This window comes from Citrobacter sp. C6_1 (assembly GCF_014596835.2).
Classification (GTDB): domain Bacteria; phylum Pseudomonadota; class Gammaproteobacteria; order Enterobacterales; family Enterobacteriaceae; genus Citrobacter; species Citrobacter pasteurii.
Genome location: NZ_CP115031.1, coordinates 1064809 through 1086235, shown reverse-complemented (window position 1 = coordinate 1086235; position 21427 = coordinate 1064809). Strand labels below are relative to the sequence as shown.

Below are 21427 nucleotides of genomic sequence, written 5' to 3'. Positions count from 1 at the left end.
TCTATGGCCTGCTCAGAAGTTCTTTATATAGCGCCTGTAAGGTGTCCATATGTTTGCTAAGCGCATATTTTTCACTCAGGCGCGCGCGACCCCGTAAACCCATGACACGTGCTTTATCCGGATCATCAACCAGAGCATCCATCGCCTTCGCCAGTTCCTGCGCATTACCCGGCTCAAATAAAATCCCTTCAATACCGTCGCGTATTTGTTCGGGGATCCCGCCAATGCGCGCCCCGATCACTGGTTTCGCGAAAGACATCGCCTCCAGCACCGCCATTGAGCAGTTTTCATAACATTCAGAGGGGAGGATCACCACACGGGCATGCTTAATGAGCGTATTGAGGGCATCCCCTTGTTGTACATAACCTAAAAACTCAGCTTCCGGGTATTTCGCCACTAACTCGTCATGCAACGGACCGTGCCCCACTATTTTCAGCGGAGTCGGGTTACGCATTTTCTGATGAGCGGCCAGCAACGTTGCCACCCCCTTTTCACGACTCAGGCGGCCGACGTACAGTATATAACCGTCATCGACGACCTCATCGATGGGCTGGCTATCATCAACACCATTGACGATCACATCGATCCGCGATTTCGGCAACGTTCGGAGTAACACGCCGCGTAGAAAAACGCTGGGTGAAACAATCACATCCAGAGCCTGATAATTTTGGGCAATGTATTGCCAGGTCGCTTCTAACGAGAGCAGCAAGCTTTTAGAGGCAGAGCCTTCCTGACAGCGATAGCGGAAGGCATTGAAAACGGTACCGGTGATACAGGCATCACACACCTTCCCATCGCGTAACATGGAGTATGCAGGACAGACAATCTTATAGTCGTGCGCCGTCAACACCGTTTTACAGCCAAAATTGCGCGCCACTTTAATCAACGCCGGCGTCAACTGATGGTAAATATTATGAAAGTGAACGATATCAGGGCGTTCTTTTTGTAAAAGCGCCAGCATTTTTTTGCAGGCCTGGGTGTTATGAATAAAGTTAACCGCGGTTTTGATGCCCCCCAACAGATTACTCTCTTTATGGTAATCGACATTGCTGACGAAATAATCCGCATAATCAGAGGGGAAATTTTTCTCATGCTGCATGGAAAAATCAATGACCTGGACACCAGCCTGTTTCAGCATGTCGCGTTCTTGAAAATAAACCGTTTCCGCGCCGCCTTTGATGAAAAAAAACTTGTTAACTAATAATACTTTCATGGCGCCTGCCCCGGTTATTCATGAATGATTTTACTGTTGGGCGGAGTCAGCGGATCGCGTACCGGATAAAAAATACCTTTGATCAACCCCGCTGAACGTACGATTAAATTAATAACGCTTTGCAGCCCATCTGTTAACGAGCGGTTTTGCACAATCTTCAACAAGGCAAATGCCAGTAAGGGTAGAAGCGCAACGGCAAACACATTGATATTAAAGGTAAGCAGCGCAACAAATAAGAGAATAAGGTAGAGCGCAAATACCGCCTCATTCTTCACGATATTGAATGACTGGGAAAACCAGGGTTTTCCCCAACTACAACGCAAAAGCTCACCCGGAGCCTGGTAATAACCGCTGGTCCAGCGGCGCGCCAGCATCTTAAACGTCGGCAGCGTATGTGACGTATGGCTGAAGTAAGGAATATCCAGACGTCGCAGTTTATAGCCCGCTTCGCTTAAACGCAGACCCAGCTCAGCCTCTTCATAAGCGTGCAAATTACGGTTGGTCAGATAACCAATTTTTTCAATTGCCGATCGACGATACAGTCCGCCGCCCCCCAGATGATCGCTATCGCCAAGAGGATAGATTTTATTGATCCGCTGCTTACGAGACTTAAATTCATAGTTAACGGCATCATCCATTTCGACGGTACCGGCCACCCCGGCATAGTCCGGTTCCGCCTGCAAAAAGGCAACAGCCTGGTCAATGAAGCCATCCTCCAGCTCCATATCTCCATCCATCAGTAATAAATATTCCCCTTCGCTATACAGATAGCCCAACTGATGGCCCACCCCACAACAGCGATCGCCAGGATCGGTGAGTGACACTACCGTGACGCCTTTATTGGCTGCCAACTGTTGGGTGTTATCTATCGACAGACTGTCAGCCACAATAATTTTATGCGGATACCCGACCAACTGACGCCGAATGCTGTCGATCGTTTTCTCAATACCTTTAGATTCGTTGAACGTCTTAATACTCACGGAAATAAATGGCTTATTGTCCATGCCAGCCCCCTGCACTGCGAAGTACGGTTCGACGAATCACTAAGCTCGCCCCCAGCGATAAATAGAATAAGAACTGTAACATCGGCGTAATCATCAATATCTGGCTGTAAGGTAAGCTGATTAAACAACTGATAGCAAAAGCGTTAAACGCTGGCGCAAAGCTCAGTAACTGCAGATCCTGTTTATCCAACTGTTCAAGCATCAATATTGGTTTTGGCTGGCATACTTTCAGAATATAAATAAACAAGCCAATAAACAGCAGCGTGCCAATAATGCCAACTTCCCACAGCAGCATACTCAGCGCAGTCGAGTCTAAAATCAGGTTATAGATAATGTTCAAAAACCCAGGAGAGACCGTACTACCACTGTTTGTGGCATTAAGCCCGTAGCCAAATAATGTGCCCGACAGTCCCCATAGATCGTTATTTTTTAACCAGAACAGAAACGTTGTGAAACGCCCCAACTCTCCGGTCGACATGATGTAGTTCGGATCAAAAATATAGCTCAATGAATCAATAAAAATGCTTAATGAGCCTTTCGTCGGATCGCTGCCAAAAGCAGAAGAGTAGTACCAGGCCAGTATCATAATCGACAGGCCGATGAGCACCAGCATTCCTGCCACAATGATAAATAACGTCTTCAGGTTTACCTTACTGACATCTTTAACATAGCTCGGCGATATCCACACCCACGCCAGAAATATCGGTGACAGCAGGATGACAAACTTGACCTCACCAATGATGCATAACCCTATTCCAAGGATGATATGCAGCGCTGCGGATTTAAACGTCGTAAGCCCATGCTTATATTCAGAGAGTTTCAGCAACATAATTAACAGGCAAAATAACCCCATCGCCGCCGTATTGCCGCCACCCATTGGGTCTCCGCCAAATGTCCCTACCACGGAGTCCCATTTTTCATCTTCCCCGCGCACAGCCACACGCTGAGGAACAACCAGCAAAACCTGATAAATCATTACCGGGATTTGCGCATAGAACACCCAGTACAGATAGCGTGTCGCCCGATATATCTGCGATTCACGGCAAAAACCCAACAGCAAGCAAACCATCACCAACGATAACGCGATTTCGTTTTTGAAGGCCACTATTGCAACGGTGACCCCGCCCTGAATCAGGGTTGATGTTCCCGCCAGCACCAGAAAGGAAAAATACAGCGCAAGGATAATGGTTTCCTGTGCATCCAGACGCAGCGCCCCGTCTCGCGTCTGCATCACCAGTAATCCCACCATCAGTAATGTCAGGAAAAACGGGATCCACAACACGGACTGCATGCCGGTGAAATACTGCACCAGACCACACAGGATCAGCGTTATAAAGGTGTAGACCTGTAAATAATTTCCGGTATTCAGTGTCATGGCGTCACCGGCTTGTTTTTCAGGAGATGGGCCCGCTTGTTCATTTTCAGGTAAATGAACGCATAGCGAATAAATGTCAGTGAAGAGAACAATATTACTGATGCCGCATAATCATGGTAAAAATAGGGAACGACCACAAACGCCAGTAGCACAATCGCCAACTGTTCAAGTTGGATACGCAGAAAATAGCGGTGCGAACCAAAAATAAGCTCAATCACCGTTAAAGGACTTATCGCCAGCGCCGGGAACAAATAGGGCAGCATGTAGCGCGACGTTTCAATGGAGTTAATCCAGTCTTCGCTAAAACCCAGGCGCATCACAATGGGATAAAAAATAAAGACGCCTAAGGTACAGATAACCCCCAGCACTAGCAGCAGCATACGTACCTTCGTATACTCCTGATAATTGAAGGTGTTATTTCTGAAGTCGATGGACCATTTAGAAAAAATGGTATTGCGTACCGCGTTGCCGATAATCACTACCGGTGCCAGACAGAACCGGCTGACAACGGAAAAATACCCCGCCGTCAGCGCCGAAAACCAGAAGTTAATCAGCATAATAGGCAAGTTACTGCTCGCCATTGCCAGCACCTCAGCACTACCAACTTTGGTGATATGATGAATATTCTGTTTAAAAAATCGCAAATTACTTGCCGGGCGCAAATGCTGCGACGTCACCGAGCGAATATCAAACGAATGAAAAATACAGCTAGTGGTCAGCAATATCATGGCGCAGGCCCACGACCAGTAAAATGTCTGTACCTGGTGCGTGAGCAGTACCGAGAGCACCACCACCACGGAGACAGAAATACGCTGAAAGATTAGAAAATAAAAGTTGGCTGTCCGCAGCGATAAGTTTTCCGATATTAACGCCCACGCCGTTGAAAGCGTCAGCAAATAGAGAAACAGTATGTTCTGGTGAAACAACCACGCGGTCAGGACGGCATACGGTAACGCAATGAGCGCGCTTTGCAGCAAACAAAACACCACATTTTGCGCCAGCTCGTCATCCTGCTGTTTGGGAATCAACAGCTGGGAGGCAAAGGTACACACCTGCGCCCCCACCACCGCGATGCTGTAATTGAGCGCATACAGCCCAACCTCTGCCATATTGTACTTATGTGAGATCAACCAGATAGACAGCGCACCAATCAGCTGCGAAACGACTGATGAACTGGCTATCGTAGAAGCGCTCTTCAGTAAACTCATACACGACCTGGCGTAGTCATCAGTTGGTCAGTATTGAAGTTCAATGAGCGCAACCCCTCCTGCGTTTCAAGGTTTTTTTCCTCGACCGCATTCAACACTGCGCCAATCACCACGCCCTGATTATCCTCAATCTTATCCAGTGCGCCGGCAATATTCTCCGCAGAACCGGTCCCGGCTTTCACGATAAAGATAACCCCATCAACGGCTCGTTTGATCAGTTGGATATCCTGACTTTGATTCACCGCTGCAACGTCAATAATAATGCGTTGATACTGCGACTTCAGTTCGCGCATCACGGGTTCAACGTGCTCTGACGACAGCATCAGTAAAGAGGAAATGGTCATCTTACCGTGGGGGATGAAATCAAGATTTTCAGTGATCTTAACCCGTGCCTTTTCAAGCGGAGCCTCTCCCCGCAACAGCTCCGCCACACCAGCAGAAGTCGCTGATGCCAGTTCAGAAGACAGCCCGTTGGTATTGAAGAAATCAGCATCAATAAGCAACGTTTTCTGATCGAAGCTGAATGAACTGGCCAACAAATTCGCCAGCAGAGAGCGCCCTTCACCCTGCTCCGCCGAAGCAATAGCGACCGTTTGCAGCGGCCGATTATCCAGCATAATTCGGGTGCGAATACCGTGGATGATATCGGCATTCAGCGGGTTCTTCAGTATCATATCCCGCACCTGTGCGCGTGCCGAAGTACCGGTAAATCGACGAATTTCGCCCAATGGCTCGACATTGAGACGTTTCTTCAGACGGCTCAGGGTGCTAATTGAATTATCCATTGCCGCTTTGACGATGAAATACATGATGCTGAATACCACAACCAACATCACCACCATCACGAGCAGCAGCGATTTATTCGGCTTAGACGGCTTTAACGGAGGAACGGCTGGATCATACAGCACCGCATCCGCATTAACCCCGGACAGCGACAATTCCTGAGTCCGCTGATAAAGCGTCTTATATAGATCTTCCATTTTATCTAACGCCAATTTTTGGCTGTTCCAGGCATCCCGTTTTGATGCCATCTTCTGGAAGATCTCTTTTTGCTCAGCAACCTGCTGCTGGTAATTCTTTTCGTCGGCCAGCGCAGCCAAATACTGCTGACGTAAGCCAAGTTTTAACTCACCCAGTACCCGACCCGTTTGATTTTGGATTGATTGCACATCGGCTTCTGCTTTTAAAATATTGGCACTTTTAGGCCCATACACTTTGCGCAGTTCCGACAACGTGCGCTGCGCCTGAATCAGCGCAATGCGTAAATCCTGAATCTGCGCATGGTCAGAAACTGATGGCAGCGAAATGATATCGCCTGAAGATTTCCCTCGGCTATTTACTTCATTGTAAACAGACTCCGCGGCAACACGACGTTGGGTCGCATCGGCAAGACGGTTGGTCACAATGCTTAACTGCTCTGTTTCAAAACCATCAATACCACGGAAAGTCAGCAGCCCAGAGTTTTTCAGGTAGCTATCCATTTCCTCTTTTTGTTTCGCTATCGATTTCTGAATCTCTTCCATTTTTTCAAAGTTGAGATTGCGAGCCTGCTCTGCTTTCAGACGCTTTTGATCGACCGTGTAGTTGATAAAGGCCTGAGCGACGCCATTGGCTATCTCAGCTGAAAGTTGAGGCGAGGAAGATTCATAAGAAATAGAGGCCAGATTAGTGGTACGGATACCGATGACCTTCAGATCTTTCGACAATGTTTTCAGCGCCTGATCAACCCTCAGTTGCTGATCTTCACTGCCAGAGCCGGGCTTCACCCCGGTAAAATCCGGGTTTTCATCCAGCTTCAGATCGCGGACCGCCTGCTCGAGGATAATGCGTGACTGCATCAGCGCATATTGCGTTTCGTAATATCCACTACGCGTTGAATCAAAACCATCCACCTGTGGAAACGGCGAAACGTTATCGGCTTGTGCCTTAATCAGCACCGTTGCCGTCGAGACATATTTTGATGACATCATGCTGATCAAGGGATACGCCACTACCCCGGCAATAATGCCGGCCAGCGCGATTTTCCAGGCATTCTTTTTCAGTTCTTTGGCAAAGCGGGAGAAATCGACGGAGTTTTCTCGTTGCTTGCCGTTTTCCACTATAGATAGTTTCATCGTTAGAAGAACCCCATGCCAATAATCACGACATCCCCAGGACGAACAGAGTGCGTTAAATCAACATTCTCAAGTAGCTGATTGCTACCGGAGAGGCGAATGTTGATATCTTTGCGATCTGCACGGTCAGTAAATCCCCCCGCCTGAGCAATAGCTTTCTCTACGGTAAGTCCCGGCTCCCAGGCGAATCCATTCGGGCTTTTCACTTCCCCTGACGCGTAGAATTTGCGGAACTCGGCAATACTCACTGTCACCATGGGATTAACCATATACCCATTGCGCAAGCGTTGAGTTAATTCAATATTCACCTGTTCTGGTGTTTTATCTTTTAAACCCAGCACGCCGATATAAGGGAAGTTTATTGTTCCACTCTTATCCACGATAAACTTCATCGTCATTTCGGGTTCCCCGTAAACAACGATATTGACAGTATCCCCCGCCCCAATTCGGTAATCCTCTGCCACCGCAGCAGGATCGTCCATTAATGGTGGCCTGGACGTTGTGCATCCGACCAACAGGATACTGAGTAGCAAAAACGCGCACAGTTCTATTATTTTCATTTTAGATCTGAACCTTAGCTTTAAGCATAATCATAGAATTATCATAACCCAACGTTCTAATGACTTCCTGACTGTCGTCGGGACCGATATAAAACGAATCAGTATCCTTATTCGAATTTAAGGTATCTAATTGATATTTAATCTCAAAATTGACAGACGGCGTGTAGTCATAGCTCATGGTTACGCTAAATACACCATTTTTATCATGTCGATCCTTGTTCTGTTTTTTATAGTCTTCCGTGGTGTATGAGTAGTCCAGCAAAGTAGAAAAACGATTGCCCAGCCAGAAATGCTGATAAGAAATCCCATACTCAGTCACTAAGATATACCCCCCAACTTCCGAAGGGTCTTTAATACTTTGAGCAGAATGGGCGGTGAAGACTGACTGATTTAACGGCTTCCACTCCCCCTTTATATCCCAGTTTAGACCATTAAAATCACTCGAGTTTGCGGCATTTTCAAATGTTTTGTACAGCCATGAAATATTCATGTCGACGTTGGTTTTCCCCGTCAACTGCGATTTCAGACCGTAAAGCAAATAGTATTCATTACTGTCTTTTTCTGAGTTGTTATCATAGTGACGCTGATTAGTAATAAAACTATAGCGAAAGCGCGTTCTGGATGTGTATTGGTCAAAAACTTCAGCCACCAGACTATTTTCATGCCATTCCTGCTGCTGAATATAATTGTAAAAATCCGGGCTGGTATCCTGCACATCCGAGGTATTCCCGAACGTCAGTTTTTTATACAACAGTGCCAGTTCCGCTTTGCCGCGTCCATCTGGTGCGCCATAGCTATAGCGCAACTCACTGTTGATAAAATTATTCGTCAGCGGAGAGTTAATTCCATACTGGCGGAACTGGTTCGGCAAAAAGCCCTCTGTGATATCGCGGCCGCGAGATTCATGTCCAATTGAATCTTCCAGATTCAGGGTTAAGCCGTGCATTTGCCCGTAACGCCAGGCACCGTTAAAACGGAAAAAATGGTCGTTATAGTTATCGGCAGAATCGCTTGAGTAGTTACGATAATCACCTGAATACATTAGCAAATACTTATCCTGGCCGCGCTCACCGATCATACTAAACACAGGCGCCGCGCTCTGGAAAGCTGAACCTATCGCATCGCGGTTATGGGGCTGATAAGTCACGTTATCATCATAACCGTAATCCACAGCAGCTTGGCCCTGGAAGTCAATCCCCGCAAAGCCAATGTGTGATTTCGGCGTTAGATCAGCCCATGCGGACTGCGATATCACGATTCCGGTAATAACTATTAATTTAGTATGCATTCTTACCGACAAATCCTTTGAAAATAGTTTTAATAATAATTTTTATATCCAGCCATAACGACCAGTTCTGAATATATTCAATATCATACTGAACGCGCTTTTCCATCTTATAAAGTGCATCGATTTCCCCACGGAAACCGTTAATCTGCGCAAGCCCGGTGATCCCCGGCTTAACTTTATGGCGGATCATGTAGTTTTCGACCTGTTTGCGGTACTGTTCATTATGCGTAACCGCATGAGGTCTGGGGCCGACAATAGACATACTTCCCTGCAATACATTAATGAATTGCGGGAGTTCATCAAGAGAGGTGCGTCGCAAGAAACTACCAAATTTTGTCACGCGCGGATCATTCTTAGTGGCCTGGATAACCGTATCGGAATTCTCCATAACTCGCATCGAGCGAAACTTCCATACCTTAATTTTTTGTCCGCTCAGGCCGTATCGATCTTGTTTGAAAAACACCGGACCACGGGAGGTAAGTTTAATACCAATAGCAATCGCTAACATCAGTGAGGAGATCATCACCATAATGATGCTACCGAGAATCAGGTCTTCCGCACGTTTAATAAATGAACCGGCTCCTTCAAACGGTGAGCTAAAGATGCCAATGGTTTGCAGATTGTGGATCGAGCGCAACTTGGACATATTGTTACTGTAGGTATAAAAATCAGGAACAATATAGGTATCTACCGTGGTATCTGACATCATGGCCAAAAAGTGACGGATACGATGTAATGCCACCATCGGCAATGCGATATAGATCTCGTCGATATTCCCTTGCTTAGCCTCTTCAACCAGATTAATGACAGGGCCGCGAAAGGGACTTTTAATCTTATCCACGATATCACCACAGCGGGACAACGCACGTTCGTCATAAAAAGCTAAATCTAATTTGATATTGGAATATTCAGCTATCAATGCATTTTCTGCTGCCACACCGTTGTCGGTCAGACCAATAATCGCCACACGAATGTTTTTTTTCGTTGAATATTTAAAAATGAAAAAACGAATAAAATAAAGAAAAGGTAAAGGAATGAAATACCAGTAAACAATAGGGGATAAAAATGACGGAGTCAGACTTGCCAGGTATCCAAGTGACTCTGGTTCGGCCACCGTCATGCTGATCACTTCGTTGAACGAGATTGCCAGCAGCGTACAGAAAAGTAGCCGTTTTTGGTTACGTATGCCGATGGTTTTTATCTTCTGCTGATACATTTTGGTGTATTCAGCAAGCAACAGGAAAAACACTGAGAAGAGGATACTCAGAATGACAATGGTCTTAAACGGCACCATATCTAACAGATGGGCGCTAAAAATTAACGTAATATTGATTACAATAAAATCGACCAGCTTTAAAAAGACTGGATATCCTTGACTGCTAATCTTTAGCGAATTTTTAAGCATATCTCAGCCCATTATTTATTGATATTTAATTATTTTTTTCTCTTTTCATGTTGCTAATTATATCACAAGTCTAAAAAACGCAATGGTACATTGTCAGTAAATGTAAAAAATAATGTTGACTAGTGTGACTATCACCCACGTTTCATTTATATCATTATGATTTTTATCATTAATTTCTGATTGGGCGTTTTATCGCCACCACCAAAAAAGATGATAATTTACAACACAACCGTTATTGACAGATAACAATTAGTAGACTATGAAAAGCCGCTATATGTATGATGAATAGCATAAAATCGTTTCTCTTTTTCCCCTAAATAGCCGTTAAAAATAATTAACTGCCCTGCAATACAAATAAAATCAATAAATCACATAGAGTTATTATTAATAATGATCAGCTTTCTTATTTGTAATTTTATTAAGAAAAATCTGCACCTGAGAAATAAATATATCAGTTCGTGATGCTTAAAAATCGTACTCGTACGCTCAGTCCCCCTAACGTATCGCTGCGCGACAACTGTGGGTGTGTACGGTGCAGACGAGCAATATCATTGACCAGCGCCAGCCCAATCCCCGCCCCGGGGACGTTGCCCACGTTTTCCAGACGATGAAACGGTAACAGCGCCTGATGCACCATTTGTTCATCAATGCCGGGCCCGCTGTCTTCAACCATCAGCACTACGGCCTCCCCTTCTCGCAATAGTCGGGCGGTCACCATCCCCCGCGCAGGCGTGTATTTCAGCGCATTATCCAGCAGATTCCCGCACAGCTCGCCGAGCAGGACATCATCCCCTTCAATCCACACCGCGTCCTGCTCCCCTTCATAGCCGAGATCGATAGCTTTGCTGCGCGCCTGCGCCAGGCGGGTAAAACAACTGGTTTGCACCACCTCAAACAGATTGACCGGTGAAAAGTGCCTTTCCCCCTGCTCTTTGCGCTTCACAGCCGAAAGTTGTAATAACCTTTCCGTCAGATGAATGGTGCTATCCAGCGTGGTACTCATGGCCTGTAAACTCTCATACCACTGCTGCGGTTGCGGGCTGGCGAGGGCGACCGCCGCCTGGGTTTTCAGCACCGCCAGCGGAGTTTTTAACTGATGAGAGGCATCAGCGCTGAAACGTTCCTGGCGCGAAATAAGCGCACGTAGCCGATCAATGTAGCGGTTGAATGCCACAATCAGCAGACGAGTCTCTGACCACGGCAGTAGCTCCGGCAGCGGTGTCAGCAACCCCGGCTCGCGGCGTACCATCAGCGATGACAACTGGCGCATCGGGCGTAACACCCGGCGCAGCAGCCAGCCAACCAGCACCAGCGTGAGCAGTACCAACAGCCCTTGCGAAACCCATGAGGAAAACAGCAGTTGCCGCGCCAGATAACGACGTGATTGCAGCGTTTCGGCGACATAAATCTCCGCCATACCGACAATCCCGCCTTCATTCACCGGCTGGAGCAGACGCGCCACGCGAATGGCCTCGCCGCGATATTCGGTGTGATAAAACCACGCCAGCGCCGGGTATAATTGGGTGCGCGAAGTGGCAGGCGGCATCTGCGGTAAATCGTCATAGCCTGAAATCACTTTCCCCGCCGGGTCCACCACCTTGTAGTACAGCCTGTCGTTCATGTTCAGTTCAAAGCTGTCCAGCACCACCCACGGCACATTGACTTCCAGGTGTTTATTGCGCACCACCAGCCGCTCGGACACCGTTCTCGCCGACGAAAGCAGCGTCCGGTCATACGCCTGCGTCGCGGCCTGTAATGCGCTAACGTAGCTGTTAAATGCCGACAGCCCCCACAGCAATAGCAGCGGCAGGCCAAGGAACATCAGCAGTTGCAGATACAGCGACTGAGGCTTAACCCACTTCATCACTGCGCTCCAGCACATAGCCCAGGCCGCGCAGGGTCGCGATGCGCACGTCGCTTCCGTGTAATTTTTTACGCAAACGGTGGATGTAGAGTTCAATGCTTTCAGGGCTGACCTCATCACTCAGGCTGAAGACCTGTTCGAACAACTGCTGACGCGAAACCGGACGCAACCGTCGGTACATCAGCACCGTCAGCAGCGCCTGTTCGCGTGGCGTGAGCGCCAGCGGTTGTCCCTGCAACAGAAAATAGCCTTCATCGTGAAACGCCAGCTCTCCTAGCTGCTGGATGCCCTGCACCTGTCCCGCACTGCGCCGCAGCAGAGCCCGCAGCCGGGCATCAAGTTCTTCGATTTCAAATGGCTTCGCCAGATAGTCATCAGCGCCTGCGTTGAGTCCCTTCACCCGATCCGCCACCGCGCTGCGTGCCGTCAACAGCAGAACGGGGAGCGTCTGCCCACGCTTACGCAGCCGCTGAACCACCTCAAGGCCGTCCAGTCCCGGCATATTGATGTCCAGCACCGCCAGCGCGTAGGTTTCGCTATGTAAAAGGTGATCGGCTGCCAAACCGTCAAAAACGCAGTCAACGGCAAAACCGTTTTGTACCAGCGCTTTCTCCAGCCAGTGAGCAAGTTCACGGTTATCTTCCGCTAATAAGAGACGCATATCACATCCTGTAAAGTTTCTGCCGCATTGAAAGGGAATTGAAAGGTTAATGTTTTAACAATCACGCAACCAAACTGCTACACATCGGCTCACATAATCACAAAAATAATCTTCCGTACCCGAAATCCGGTCATCCGGCGTGAGGATAAATAATGAAAAAACAATTACTTCGTACCCTTACTGCAAGCATGTTACTGATGAGTACCTCTGTTCTGGCGGAACAAGCGCCCTCGCGCACCGAATGTATCGCCCCGGCGAAACCCGGCGGAGGTTTTGATCTCACCTGTAAGCTGATTCAGGTGAGCATGATGGAAACCGGCGCCATCGAAAAACCGATGCGCGTGACCTATATGCCTGGCGGCGTGGGAGCCGTGGCGTATAACGCCATCGTCGCGCAACGCCCTGCCGAAGCCGGCACCGTGGTGGCCTTCTCCGGCGGCTCGCTGCTGAACCTGTCGCAGGGCAAATTTGGCCGCTACGGCGTCGATGATGTGCGCTGGCTGGCGAGTGTGGGCACCGACTACGGCATGATTGCCGTGCGCAACGATTCCCCGTGGAAGACGCTGAAAGACCTGCTGACGGCGATGGAGAAAGATCCCAACAGCGTGGTGATTGGCGCAGGTGCCTCTATTGGCAGTCAGGACTGGATGAAGTCGGCGCTGCTGGCGCAAAAGGCCAACGTCGATCCGCACAAGATGCGTTATGTGGCGTTTGAGGGCGGCGGCGAGCCGGTCACCGCGCTGATGGGCAATCACGTGCAGGTGGTCTCCGGCGATCTCAGTGAAATGGTGCCGTATCTCAGCGGAGACAAAATCCGCGTACTGGCAGTGTTCTCCGACCAGCGCCTGCCGGGTCAGTTAGCCAATGTGCCCACCGCCAAAGAGCAGGGGTATGACCTCGTGTGGCCGATCATTCGTGGCTTCTATGTCGGACCAAAAGTTAGCGACGCCGAATATCAATGGTGGGTGGACGCCTTTAGCAAACTCCAGCAAACCGATGAGTTTAAAAAGCAGCGCGACCTGCGCGGTCTGTTTGAATTCAACATGAGCGGGAAGCAACTCGACGCCTACGTGAAGAAGCAGGTCACCGATTATCGTGAGCAGGCAAAAGCCTTCGGTCTGGCGAAATAAGCACAGGGGCACCATGATGAGCGATCGTATTTTTGCGGGTATCTGGCTGTTGCTCTGTATAGCCGGGCTATTCGTAGCCTGGCAAATCAGCAGCGAATACAGCTATGAACCCGTCGGGCCACGTCCCTTTCCACTTGGCATTATTAGCTTGATGCTCTTGTGTGCCGTCGCGCTGCTGTTGCGCCACCCGGACACCATCAGTTGGCCTCGCCGCCACGTGCTGCAAAAGTTGCTGACGATGGTGATTATTCTGTTTATGTACGCCTGGGGTTTCGAATGGCTGGGCTTCCCCATCGCCACCGCCATTCTCACCGTGGTGATCGGCATGCTGTTCGGCGCAACCATCCCGGCAGCGGGCATTTCCGGTTCGGTTCTCGGCATTCTGTTGTGGTATGCCTTCGACCGACTGCTTGACGTCACCTTACCACTCGGCGCCTGGCTGGGTTAACGGAGAAACGATGGATACCTGGATTTATCTTTCTCAGGGTTTCGCGGTGGCGATGACGCCGGAAAACCTGGTTATTGCCTTGATCGGCTGCTTTGTCGGCACCATCGTTGGGTTGCTGCCTGGCCTGGGGCCGATCAACGGCGTGGCGATCCTGCTGCCGCTGGCCTTCGCTTTGCATCTCCCTGCGGAGTCTGCGCTGATCCTGTTGGCAACTGTTTATATCGGCTGCGAGTACGGCGGGCGCATCTCCTCTATCCTGCTCAATGTTCCTGGCGATGCGGCAGCCATTATGACCGCCCTTGACGGCTATCCAATGGCCCAACAGGGACGCGGCGGCGTGGCGCTTTCTATCTCAGCAGTCAGTTCTTTCTTCGGTTCGCTTATCGCTATCGGCGGCATCATTCTGTTTGCCCCGGCGTTAGCCCAGTGGTCGCTGGCCTTCGGTCCGGCGGAATACTTTGCCTTAATGGTCTTTGCCATTGCCTGTCTCGGCAGCATGATGGCGCAGAACCCACTGAAATCATTTCTGGCAGCGCTGATCGGTCTCGGCCTTGCGACCGTCGGCGTAGACGCCAACACCGGGGTTTATCGCTTCACCTTTGACAGTGTTCATCTCTCCGACGGTGTGCAATTTATCGTAGTAGTGATTGGGCTGTTCTCTGTCTCAGAAATATTATTAATGCTGGAACATACCAGCAGTGGCCAGACGCTGGTGCGTAAAACGGGCCGTATGCTGTTCAATGCCAAAGAAGGTATGCAGTGCGTGGGCGCAACGCTGCGCTCATCGGTGATTGGCTTTTTCGTCGGCGTCCTGCCCGGCGCCGGGGCCACCATCGCCAGTGCTATCACCTACATGACCGAGAAAAAGCTCAGCGGTAACAGCGACAGCTTTGGGAAAGGGGACATTCGTGGTGTTGCCGCACCTGAGGCGGCCAACAACGCCTCGGCCTGCGGCTCGTTTATCCCAATGCTGACGCTCGGCGTGCCAGGTTCGGGCACCACGGCGGTAATGATGGGGGCGCTGACGCTGTACAACATCACGCCGGGGCCGGCAATGTTCACCGAACAACCGGATATCGTCTGGGGACTGATCGCGGCGCTGCTGATTGCCAACGTGATGCTGCTGGTGATGAACATCCCGTTAATCGGTCTGTTCACCCGCATGCTGACCATTCCGCTGTGGTTCCTGGTTCCGGCCATTGCGGCGGTTTCGGCGGTCGGTGTGTATGCCGTCCACAGCACGACCTTCGATCTGGTACTGATGGTCGGTCTCGGCGTACTGGGATACATTTTGCGTAAAATGCACTTCCCGATGTCGCCATTGATTCTGGGCTTCGTTCTGGGAGAAATGCTGGAGCAGAACCTGCGTCGTGCCCTGTCCATCAGTAATGGCAGCATGGATATTCTGTGGGCCAGCGGCGTGGCGAAAGTCCTGCTGGTGATGGCGGTCATGGTTATCGTTATCCCGCCAGTGCTGCGCCTGATCCGCAAACGCAACAATAAGCCGCAGGTGGATATCGGCTAACAAATTGCCGGATGGCGCAGTTCACAACGCCATCCGGCATTTTCATCTTCATTCCTGAAATGCACTGAGTACGTGTTCGACAAACTGCGTCAGTTTCGGCAATGGGCGTAAATCCTGGCGCCACAGCAGATGAATCGGTCGCGGCTCTGGCGTAAACCCTTCCAGCACCCGGACCAGTTTGCCGCTGGCAAGCTCTTCCGCCAGTAACACCTCTGGTTGTAACAACAAACCCGCGCCCGCCACTGCCGCCATACGCAGGCCATGACCATCATTACAGCGTAGAATCGCATCACGTTTCCACCTGACCTCACCCGCCACACCCGGCAGTTTCCATTCATTACGTGCCGTCCACACGGTATGCGACAAACACAGATGATCCACCAGATCCACGGGCGTTCGTGGAGTGCCGTATCGGGCAAGATAGTCCGGCGACGCACAGATAGCCATACGGTACGGACACAGATATTTCGCCACCACATCCGTCTGATAAATATCGCCAATACGGATCGCCAGATCGATACCTTCATCCACCAGATCGACCATTCGGTTGGTCAGATCTAACTCAATGCGTACCTCTGGCCAGGTTTGCAAAAAATCCGCGGCCAGCGGCGAGATAACACAGGCCCCAAAGGAAGTAGGCGCGCTGATGCGCAACGTGCCCGCAGGAGCCAGCCGCAAACGCTCTACCGAGCGTTCGGCTATCGACACTTGTTCCAACACTCGCCGGGCTTCCTCAAAATAGACACGCCCGGCATCGGTCAGACTCTGACGGCGTGTGTTACGTTCCAGCAAACGCGTACCGAGCTGCGCTTCCAGCAGGGAGATATATTTCCCCACCATCACCGCAGATATCTCCAGTCGCGTAGCCGCACCGGTAAAGCTTCCACTTTCCACCACCGCGATAAACGTTTCCATGCCGCGCAGCTTATCCATATTGCAAACCTCTGGTTAGTAATCATCTAACTTTTAGCCAGTTTATCTGATTTCATTTTCATTAAAGAATAGCGGCTCACACTATTGCGGAGGTGGTTATGAAAATCGTCATTATTGGTGCCAGCGGTACAGTGGGTCGTGCAGTCACAGAGACGTTGAGCCGTAAACATGAGGTTATCCGCGTGGGCTGCACGCAGGGTGATTACCTGGTCGATATCACCTCACAAGAGAGCGTACAGGCGCTATTTGAAAAAACAGGACGCGTGGATGCGATTGTTTCCGCCACCGGCAATCTGTTCTTTGGGCCGTTGTCGACGATGACCGACGAAGACTTTAATCAGGGGTTACAGGATAAACTGTTAGGTCAGATACGCCTGGCCTTAACGGGACAGCATTTTCTCAATGATGGCGGCTCGATTACGCTGATTAGCGGCATTATTGCCCATGAGCCCATTGCCCAGGGGGCAAATGCGGCAACGATCAATGCCGGTCTGGAAGGATTTGTGCGCGCGGCTGCCTGTGAGCTGGAACGTGGTCAGCGTATTAACCTGATAAGCCCGACCGTTCTCAGTGAATCTGCTGAAGCCTACGACGGTTTCTTCCCGGGCTTTGAAAGCGTGCCAGCGGCAACTGTGGCCAACGCTTACCGCCGCAGCGTGGAAGGCATTCAAACGGGACGTATTTATAAAGTCGGTTACTAACATTTTTACTGCCGCTGTGCCCCAGCGGCGGCAGTATTATTAATCCTCTGTTTTTAAATAATATTCTCATGTTTATCTCCCGCGCTTTTCATTTAACCCCACCCTTTATAATGTTAAATATTTGTTGCTTTTGATCACAAATAATAAACAAACAAGCTCGTTCTGTGCGCGCTTTCCAAAAATGTAGATATTTTTAATTTATGGCTACGAAACGAGCATCGCCATGTCTCCCTGACAATCTACTGAGAGGATCGATTCTGATGAACGCACTGACTGCCGTACAACCGAACGCTGAAGATCCAGCCCAGCACTACAGCGGTTTCACGTTGAAACCATCAGCCCAGTCTCCACGCTTACTGGAGCTGACTTTCTGTGCTGAAACTACGGAGCAATTTCTGCAAGCCGTCGCACAGTGGCCGGTGCAGGCACTGGAATACAAATCCTTCTTGCGCTTCAAAGTCGGCAAAATCCTCGATGACCTGTGCGGCAATCAGTTGCAGCCTCTGCTACTAAAAACCTTGCTGGATCGTGCTGAAGGCGCACTGCTGATCAATGCCGTGGGCGTGGATGATGTGGCGCAGGCGGAAGAGATGGTCAAGCTGGCGACGGCGGTAGCGCATCTTATCGGGCGCTCCAATTTTGATGCGATGAGCGGGCAATACTACGCGCGATTTGTGGTGAAAAACGTCGATAACTCCGACAGCTACCTGCGCCAGCCGCACCGCGTGATGGAGCTACACAACGACGGTACCTACCTCGAAGAGGTAACCGACTACGTACTGATGATGAAAATCGACGAGCAGAACATGACCGGCGGTAACTCGCTGCTGCTGCACCTCGACGACTGGGAACATCTGGATCAGTACTTTACCCATCCGCTGGCACGTCGCCCCATGCGCTTTGCCGCACCGCCTAGCAAAAACGTGAGCCAGGACGTGTTCCATCCGGTGTTTGACGTTGACCAGCAGGGTCGCCCGGTGATGCGTTACATCGATCAGTTCGTCCAGCCAAAAGACTATGAAGAAGGCGTCTGGCTGAGCGACCTGTCCGACGCGCTGGAAACCAGCAAGAACATTCTTTCCGTTCCGGTTTCAGTGGGTAAATTCCTGCTGATCAACAACCTGTTCTGGCTGCACGGTCGCGATCGTTTCACCTCGCATCCTGACCTGCGCCGTGAACTGATGCGTCAGCGTGGTTATTTCGCTTACGCGACAAACCACTACCAGACCCATCAGTAAGCGCGAAGGAAAAAAGCGGATGTATGATTTTGTGATTATTGGCGGCGGCATTATTGGCATGTCGACCGCCATGCAGCTGATTGATGTCTACCCGGATGCCAGAATCGCGCTACTGGAAAAAGAGTCCGGCCCGGCCTGCCACCAGACGGGCCACAACAGCGGCGTGATTCATGCCGGGGTCTATTACACTCCCGGTAGCCTGAAGGCGCAGTTTTGCCTGGCCGGAAATCGCGCCACCAAAGCCTTTTGCGACCAAAACGGCATCCGCTATGACGTTTGCGGAAAAATGCTGGTTGCCACCTCGGCGCTGGAAATGGAGCGGATGCGCGCGTTATGGGATCGCACTGCCGCTAACGGTTTAGAGCGCGAGTGGTTAAACGCCGAAGAACTGCGTGAGCGTGAGCCAAACATTACCGGACTGGGCGGTATTTTTGTCCCGTCGAGCGGGATCGTCAGCTACCGCGAAGTCACCGCCGCGATGGCGAAGATTTTCCAGGCCAGGGGCGGTGAGATTGTTTACAACGCCGAAGTCAGCGCGCTGAAAGAGCACGCGGCGGGCGTGATTGTGCATACCCGTCAGGGCCTGGAATATGAGGGCGCAACGCTGATTACCTGCTCTGGCCTGATGGCGGATCGACTGGTGAAAATGCTTGGCATCGACCCCGGATTCATCATCTGCCCGTTCCGCGGCGAATACTTCCGCCTGGCGTCAGAACATAACCAGATAGTCAATCATCTGATCTACCCGATCCCCGATCCGGCGATGCCATTCCTTGGTGTGCATCTGACCCGGATGATTGACGGCAGCGTCACGGTCGGCCCCAACGCGGTGCTGGCATTTAAACGCGAAGGCTACCGTAAACGCGACTTCTCGCTCAGCGATACGCTGGAGATCTTCGGCTCTTCCGGCATCCGCCGCGTGCTGCAAAACAACCTGCGTTCCGGGCTTGGTGAAATGAAGAATTCGCTGTGCAAGAGCGGTTATCTGCGACTGGTGCAAAAGTACTGCCCGAGCCTGACGCAAAACGATCTGCAGCCGTGGCCTGCAGGTGTGCGGGCACAGGCGGTGTCACCGGACGGCAAACTGATCGATGATTTTCTGTTTGTCACCACGCCACGCTCAATTCATACCTGTAATGCCCCGTCTCCTGCGGCAACGTCAGCAATCCCTATCGGCGCACATATCGTCAGCAAAGTTCACGCCCTGCTGGAGAACCAGAGTAATCCCGGACGCACGCTGCGTGCGGCACGTAGCGTGGAGACATTACACGCCGCATTCACCCGTTAACACGATGAAGACAGGAAGCAATTATGCAACTTAACGATCCCACCTTATTTCGCCAGCAGGCACTGATCGACGGCAACTGGCGTAACGCCAACAGCGGCGAGACCCTCGCGGTGACCAACCCCGCTAACGGTCAGCAATTGGGTAGCGTACCGAAAATGGGGGCGGATGAAACCCGCGAAGCCATTAACGCCGCGAATCGCGCCCTACCCGCGTGGCGGGCGCTGACCGCCAAAGAGCGGGCCAATATCCTGCGCCGCTGGTTCAACCTGATGATTGAACATCAGGACGATCTCGCCCGTCTGATGACACTGGAACAGGGCAAACCGCTGGCGGAGGCCAAAGGCGAAATCACCTACGCCGCTTCCTTTATTGAGTGGTTTGCCGAAGAGGGCAAACGCATTTATGGCGATACGATCCCTGGCCATCAGGCCGACAAACGTCTGATCGTCATCAAGCAGCCGATCGGCGTGACCGCCGCGATTACGCCGTGGAACTTCCCGGCGGCGATGATCACCCGCAAAGCCGGTCCGGCGCTGGCAGCAGGTTGCACCATGGTGCTTAAACCCGCCAGCCAGACGCCATTCTCTGCGCTGGCGCTGGCAGAGCTTGCTAATCGCGCCGGGATCCCGGCAGGCGTTTTCAGCGTGGTGACGGGGTCAGCCAGTGCTGTTGGTAATGAGCTGACCGGCAACCCGCTGGTGCGCAAGCTGTCATTTACCGGCTCCACTGAGATTGGACGCCAGCTAATGCAGCAGTGCGCCAAAGATATCAAGAAGGTGTCGCTGGAGCTGGGCGGCAATGCGCCGTTTATCGTCTTTGATGATGCCGACCTTGATAAAGCCGTGGAAGGCGCGCTGGCCTCGAAGTTTCGTAACGCCGGGCAGACCTGCGTCTGCGCCAACCGTCTGTATGTTCAGGACAGCGTGTATGAGCAGTTTGCCGACAAGCTCCAGCAGGCGGTGAACAAACTGCACCTCGGCGATGGTCTGCAACCTGACGTCACCACCGGGCCGCTGATCGATGAAAAAGCTGTCGCCAAGGTGCAGGAGCACATCGCCGATGCCCTGGATAAAGGCGCACGCATTATCACGGGCGGTAAACCTCACGCGCTCGGCGGAAATTTCTTCCAGCCCACCATTCTGGTGGATGTGCCTGCCAACGCGAAGGTCGCCAAAGAAGAGACGTTTGGCCCGCTGGCGCCGCTGTTTCGCTTTAAAGACGAAGCGGACGTCATCGCTCAGGCCAACGACACCGAGTTTGGTCTGGCAGCCTATTTCTACGCCCGTGATTTAAGCCGGGTATTCCGCGTTGGTGAAGCGCTGGAGTACGGCATTGTCGGCATTAACACCGGCATCATCTCCAACGAAGTCGCCCCGTTTGGGGGAATCAAAGCCTCCGGTCTTGGCCGTGAAGGTTCAAAATACGGCATCGAAGACTACTTAGAAATCAAATATATGTGTATTGGCCTTTAA

The 21427-nt window shown here is 51.0% G+C and carries 18 protein-coding genes; 7 read left to right on the top strand and 11 right to left on the bottom strand.

The features are described from left to right. Position 1 precedes the first annotated feature (1 nt). The 10 genes from IB196_RS05345 to tctD all read right to left on the bottom strand — a co-directional run bounded on the left by IB196_RS05345 (position 2) and on the right by tctD (position 12692). A complete protein-coding gene (locus IB196_RS05345; protein WP_040233325.1) occupies positions 2 to 1213 on the bottom strand; it encodes a glycosyltransferase family 4 protein in 1212 nt (403 codons plus the stop codon). A gap of 14 nt (positions 1214 to 1227) precedes the next feature. Then, the gene (locus IB196_RS05340; protein WP_005122980.1) at positions 1228 to 2217 is read right to left on the bottom strand and encodes a glycosyltransferase; all 990 of its coding nucleotides are present in this window, start codon (positions 2215 to 2217) and stop codon (positions 1228 to 1230) included. Then, positions 2207 to 3592 carry a hypothetical protein gene (locus IB196_RS05335; RefSeq protein ID WP_005122979.1) on the bottom strand — a complete coding sequence of 462 codons (1386 nt, stop codon included), beginning with the start codon at positions 3590 to 3592 and terminating at the stop codon, positions 2207 to 2209. Before IB196_RS05335 ends, IB196_RS05340 begins: the two co-directional genes overlap by 11 nt. Beyond that, positions 3589 to 4800 (bottom strand): hypothetical protein, encoded by a 1212-nt coding sequence (locus IB196_RS05330; protein ID WP_005122978.1) that lies wholly within the window; start codon positions 4798 to 4800, stop codon positions 3589 to 3591. The genes IB196_RS05335 and IB196_RS05330 overlap by 4 nt, the downstream gene beginning before the upstream one ends. Beyond that, positions 4797 to 6914, bottom strand: coding sequence for a polysaccharide biosynthesis tyrosine autokinase (locus tag IB196_RS05325; protein ID WP_182289993.1), 2118 nt, complete (start codon positions 6912 to 6914; stop codon positions 4797 to 4799). The genes IB196_RS05330 and IB196_RS05325 overlap by 4 nt, the downstream gene beginning before the upstream one ends. 2 nt (positions 6915 to 6916) lie before the next feature. Then, entirely contained in the window at positions 6917 to 7474 is a 558-nt protein-coding gene (locus IB196_RS05320; RefSeq protein WP_040233320.1) for a polysaccharide biosynthesis/export family protein, read from the bottom strand. A gap of 1 nt (position 7475) precedes the next feature. Further along, positions 7476 to 8762 (bottom strand): outer membrane beta-barrel protein, encoded by a 1287-nt coding sequence (locus tag IB196_RS05315; protein WP_040233319.1) that lies wholly within the window; start codon positions 8760 to 8762, stop codon positions 7476 to 7478. Beyond that, positions 8752 to 10167: an undecaprenyl-phosphate glucose phosphotransferase gene (locus IB196_RS05310; protein WP_040233318.1), complete on the bottom strand. Its 1416-nt coding sequence runs from the start codon at positions 10165 to 10167 to the stop codon at positions 8752 to 8754. The genes IB196_RS05315 and IB196_RS05310 overlap by 11 nt, the downstream gene beginning before the upstream one ends. A 451-nt stretch (positions 10168 to 10618) precedes the next feature. Beyond that, positions 10619 to 12031, bottom strand: coding sequence for a sensor histidine kinase (locus IB196_RS05305; protein ID WP_188232392.1), 1413 nt, complete (start codon positions 12029 to 12031; stop codon positions 10619 to 10621). Next, positions 12018 to 12692, bottom strand: a complete 675-nt coding sequence (gene tctD / locus IB196_RS05300) for a transcriptional regulator TctD (RefSeq protein WP_005122968.1) — start codon at positions 12690 to 12692, stop codon at positions 12018 to 12020. The genes IB196_RS05305 and tctD overlap by 14 nt, the downstream gene beginning before the upstream one ends. A gap of 152 nt (positions 12693 to 12844) precedes the next feature. Between tctD and IB196_RS05295 the strand changes: the two genes are divergently transcribed. The 3 genes from IB196_RS05295 to IB196_RS05285 are packed head-to-tail and all read left to right on the top strand — an operon-like array spanning position 12845 to position 15795. Further along, the gene (locus IB196_RS05295; RefSeq protein ID WP_182289985.1) at positions 12845 to 13822 is read left to right on the top strand and encodes a tripartite tricarboxylate transporter substrate binding protein; all 978 of its coding nucleotides are present in this window, start codon (positions 12845 to 12847) and stop codon (positions 13820 to 13822) included. Between the two features lie 13 nt (positions 13823 to 13835). Further along, positions 13836 to 14270, top strand: coding sequence for a tripartite tricarboxylate transporter TctB family protein (locus tag IB196_RS05290; protein WP_149692470.1), 435 nt, complete (start codon positions 13836 to 13838; stop codon positions 14268 to 14270). A gap of 10 nt (positions 14271 to 14280) precedes the next feature. Beyond that, positions 14281 to 15795, top strand: a complete 1515-nt coding sequence (locus tag IB196_RS05285) for a tripartite tricarboxylate transporter permease (RefSeq protein ID WP_005122965.1) — start codon at positions 14281 to 14283, stop codon at positions 15793 to 15795. A gap of 48 nt (positions 15796 to 15843) precedes the next feature. Here the strand turns inward: IB196_RS05285 and IB196_RS05280 are convergent, their stop codons facing one another. After that, positions 15844 to 16728, bottom strand: a complete 885-nt coding sequence (locus IB196_RS05280) for a LysR family transcriptional regulator (RefSeq protein WP_005122964.1) — start codon at positions 16726 to 16728, stop codon at positions 15844 to 15846. A gap of 98 nt (positions 16729 to 16826) precedes the next feature. On the opposite strand from IB196_RS05280, the gene IB196_RS05275 reads away from it, so the two are divergent. From IB196_RS05275 to gabD, 4 genes are all read left to right on the top strand, one after another. Continuing rightward, positions 16827 to 17429, top strand: coding sequence for a short chain dehydrogenase (locus tag IB196_RS05275; protein WP_188232393.1), 603 nt, complete (start codon positions 16827 to 16829; stop codon positions 17427 to 17429). 260 nt (positions 17430 to 17689) lie between these two features. Next, positions 17690 to 18667, top strand: coding sequence for a glutarate dioxygenase GlaH (glaH, locus tag IB196_RS05270; protein WP_005122961.1), 978 nt, complete (start codon positions 17690 to 17692; stop codon positions 18665 to 18667). A 19-nt stretch (positions 18668 to 18686) separates the two neighbouring features. Further along, a complete protein-coding gene (gene lhgO / locus IB196_RS05265) occupies positions 18687 to 19955 on the top strand; it encodes an L-2-hydroxyglutarate oxidase (protein WP_188232394.1) in 1269 nt (422 codons plus the stop codon). 23 nt (positions 19956 to 19978) lie between these two features. Beyond that, positions 19979 to 21427, top strand: coding sequence for an NADP-dependent succinate-semialdehyde dehydrogenase (gabD, locus tag IB196_RS05260; protein WP_040233304.1), 1449 nt, complete (start codon positions 19979 to 19981; stop codon positions 21425 to 21427).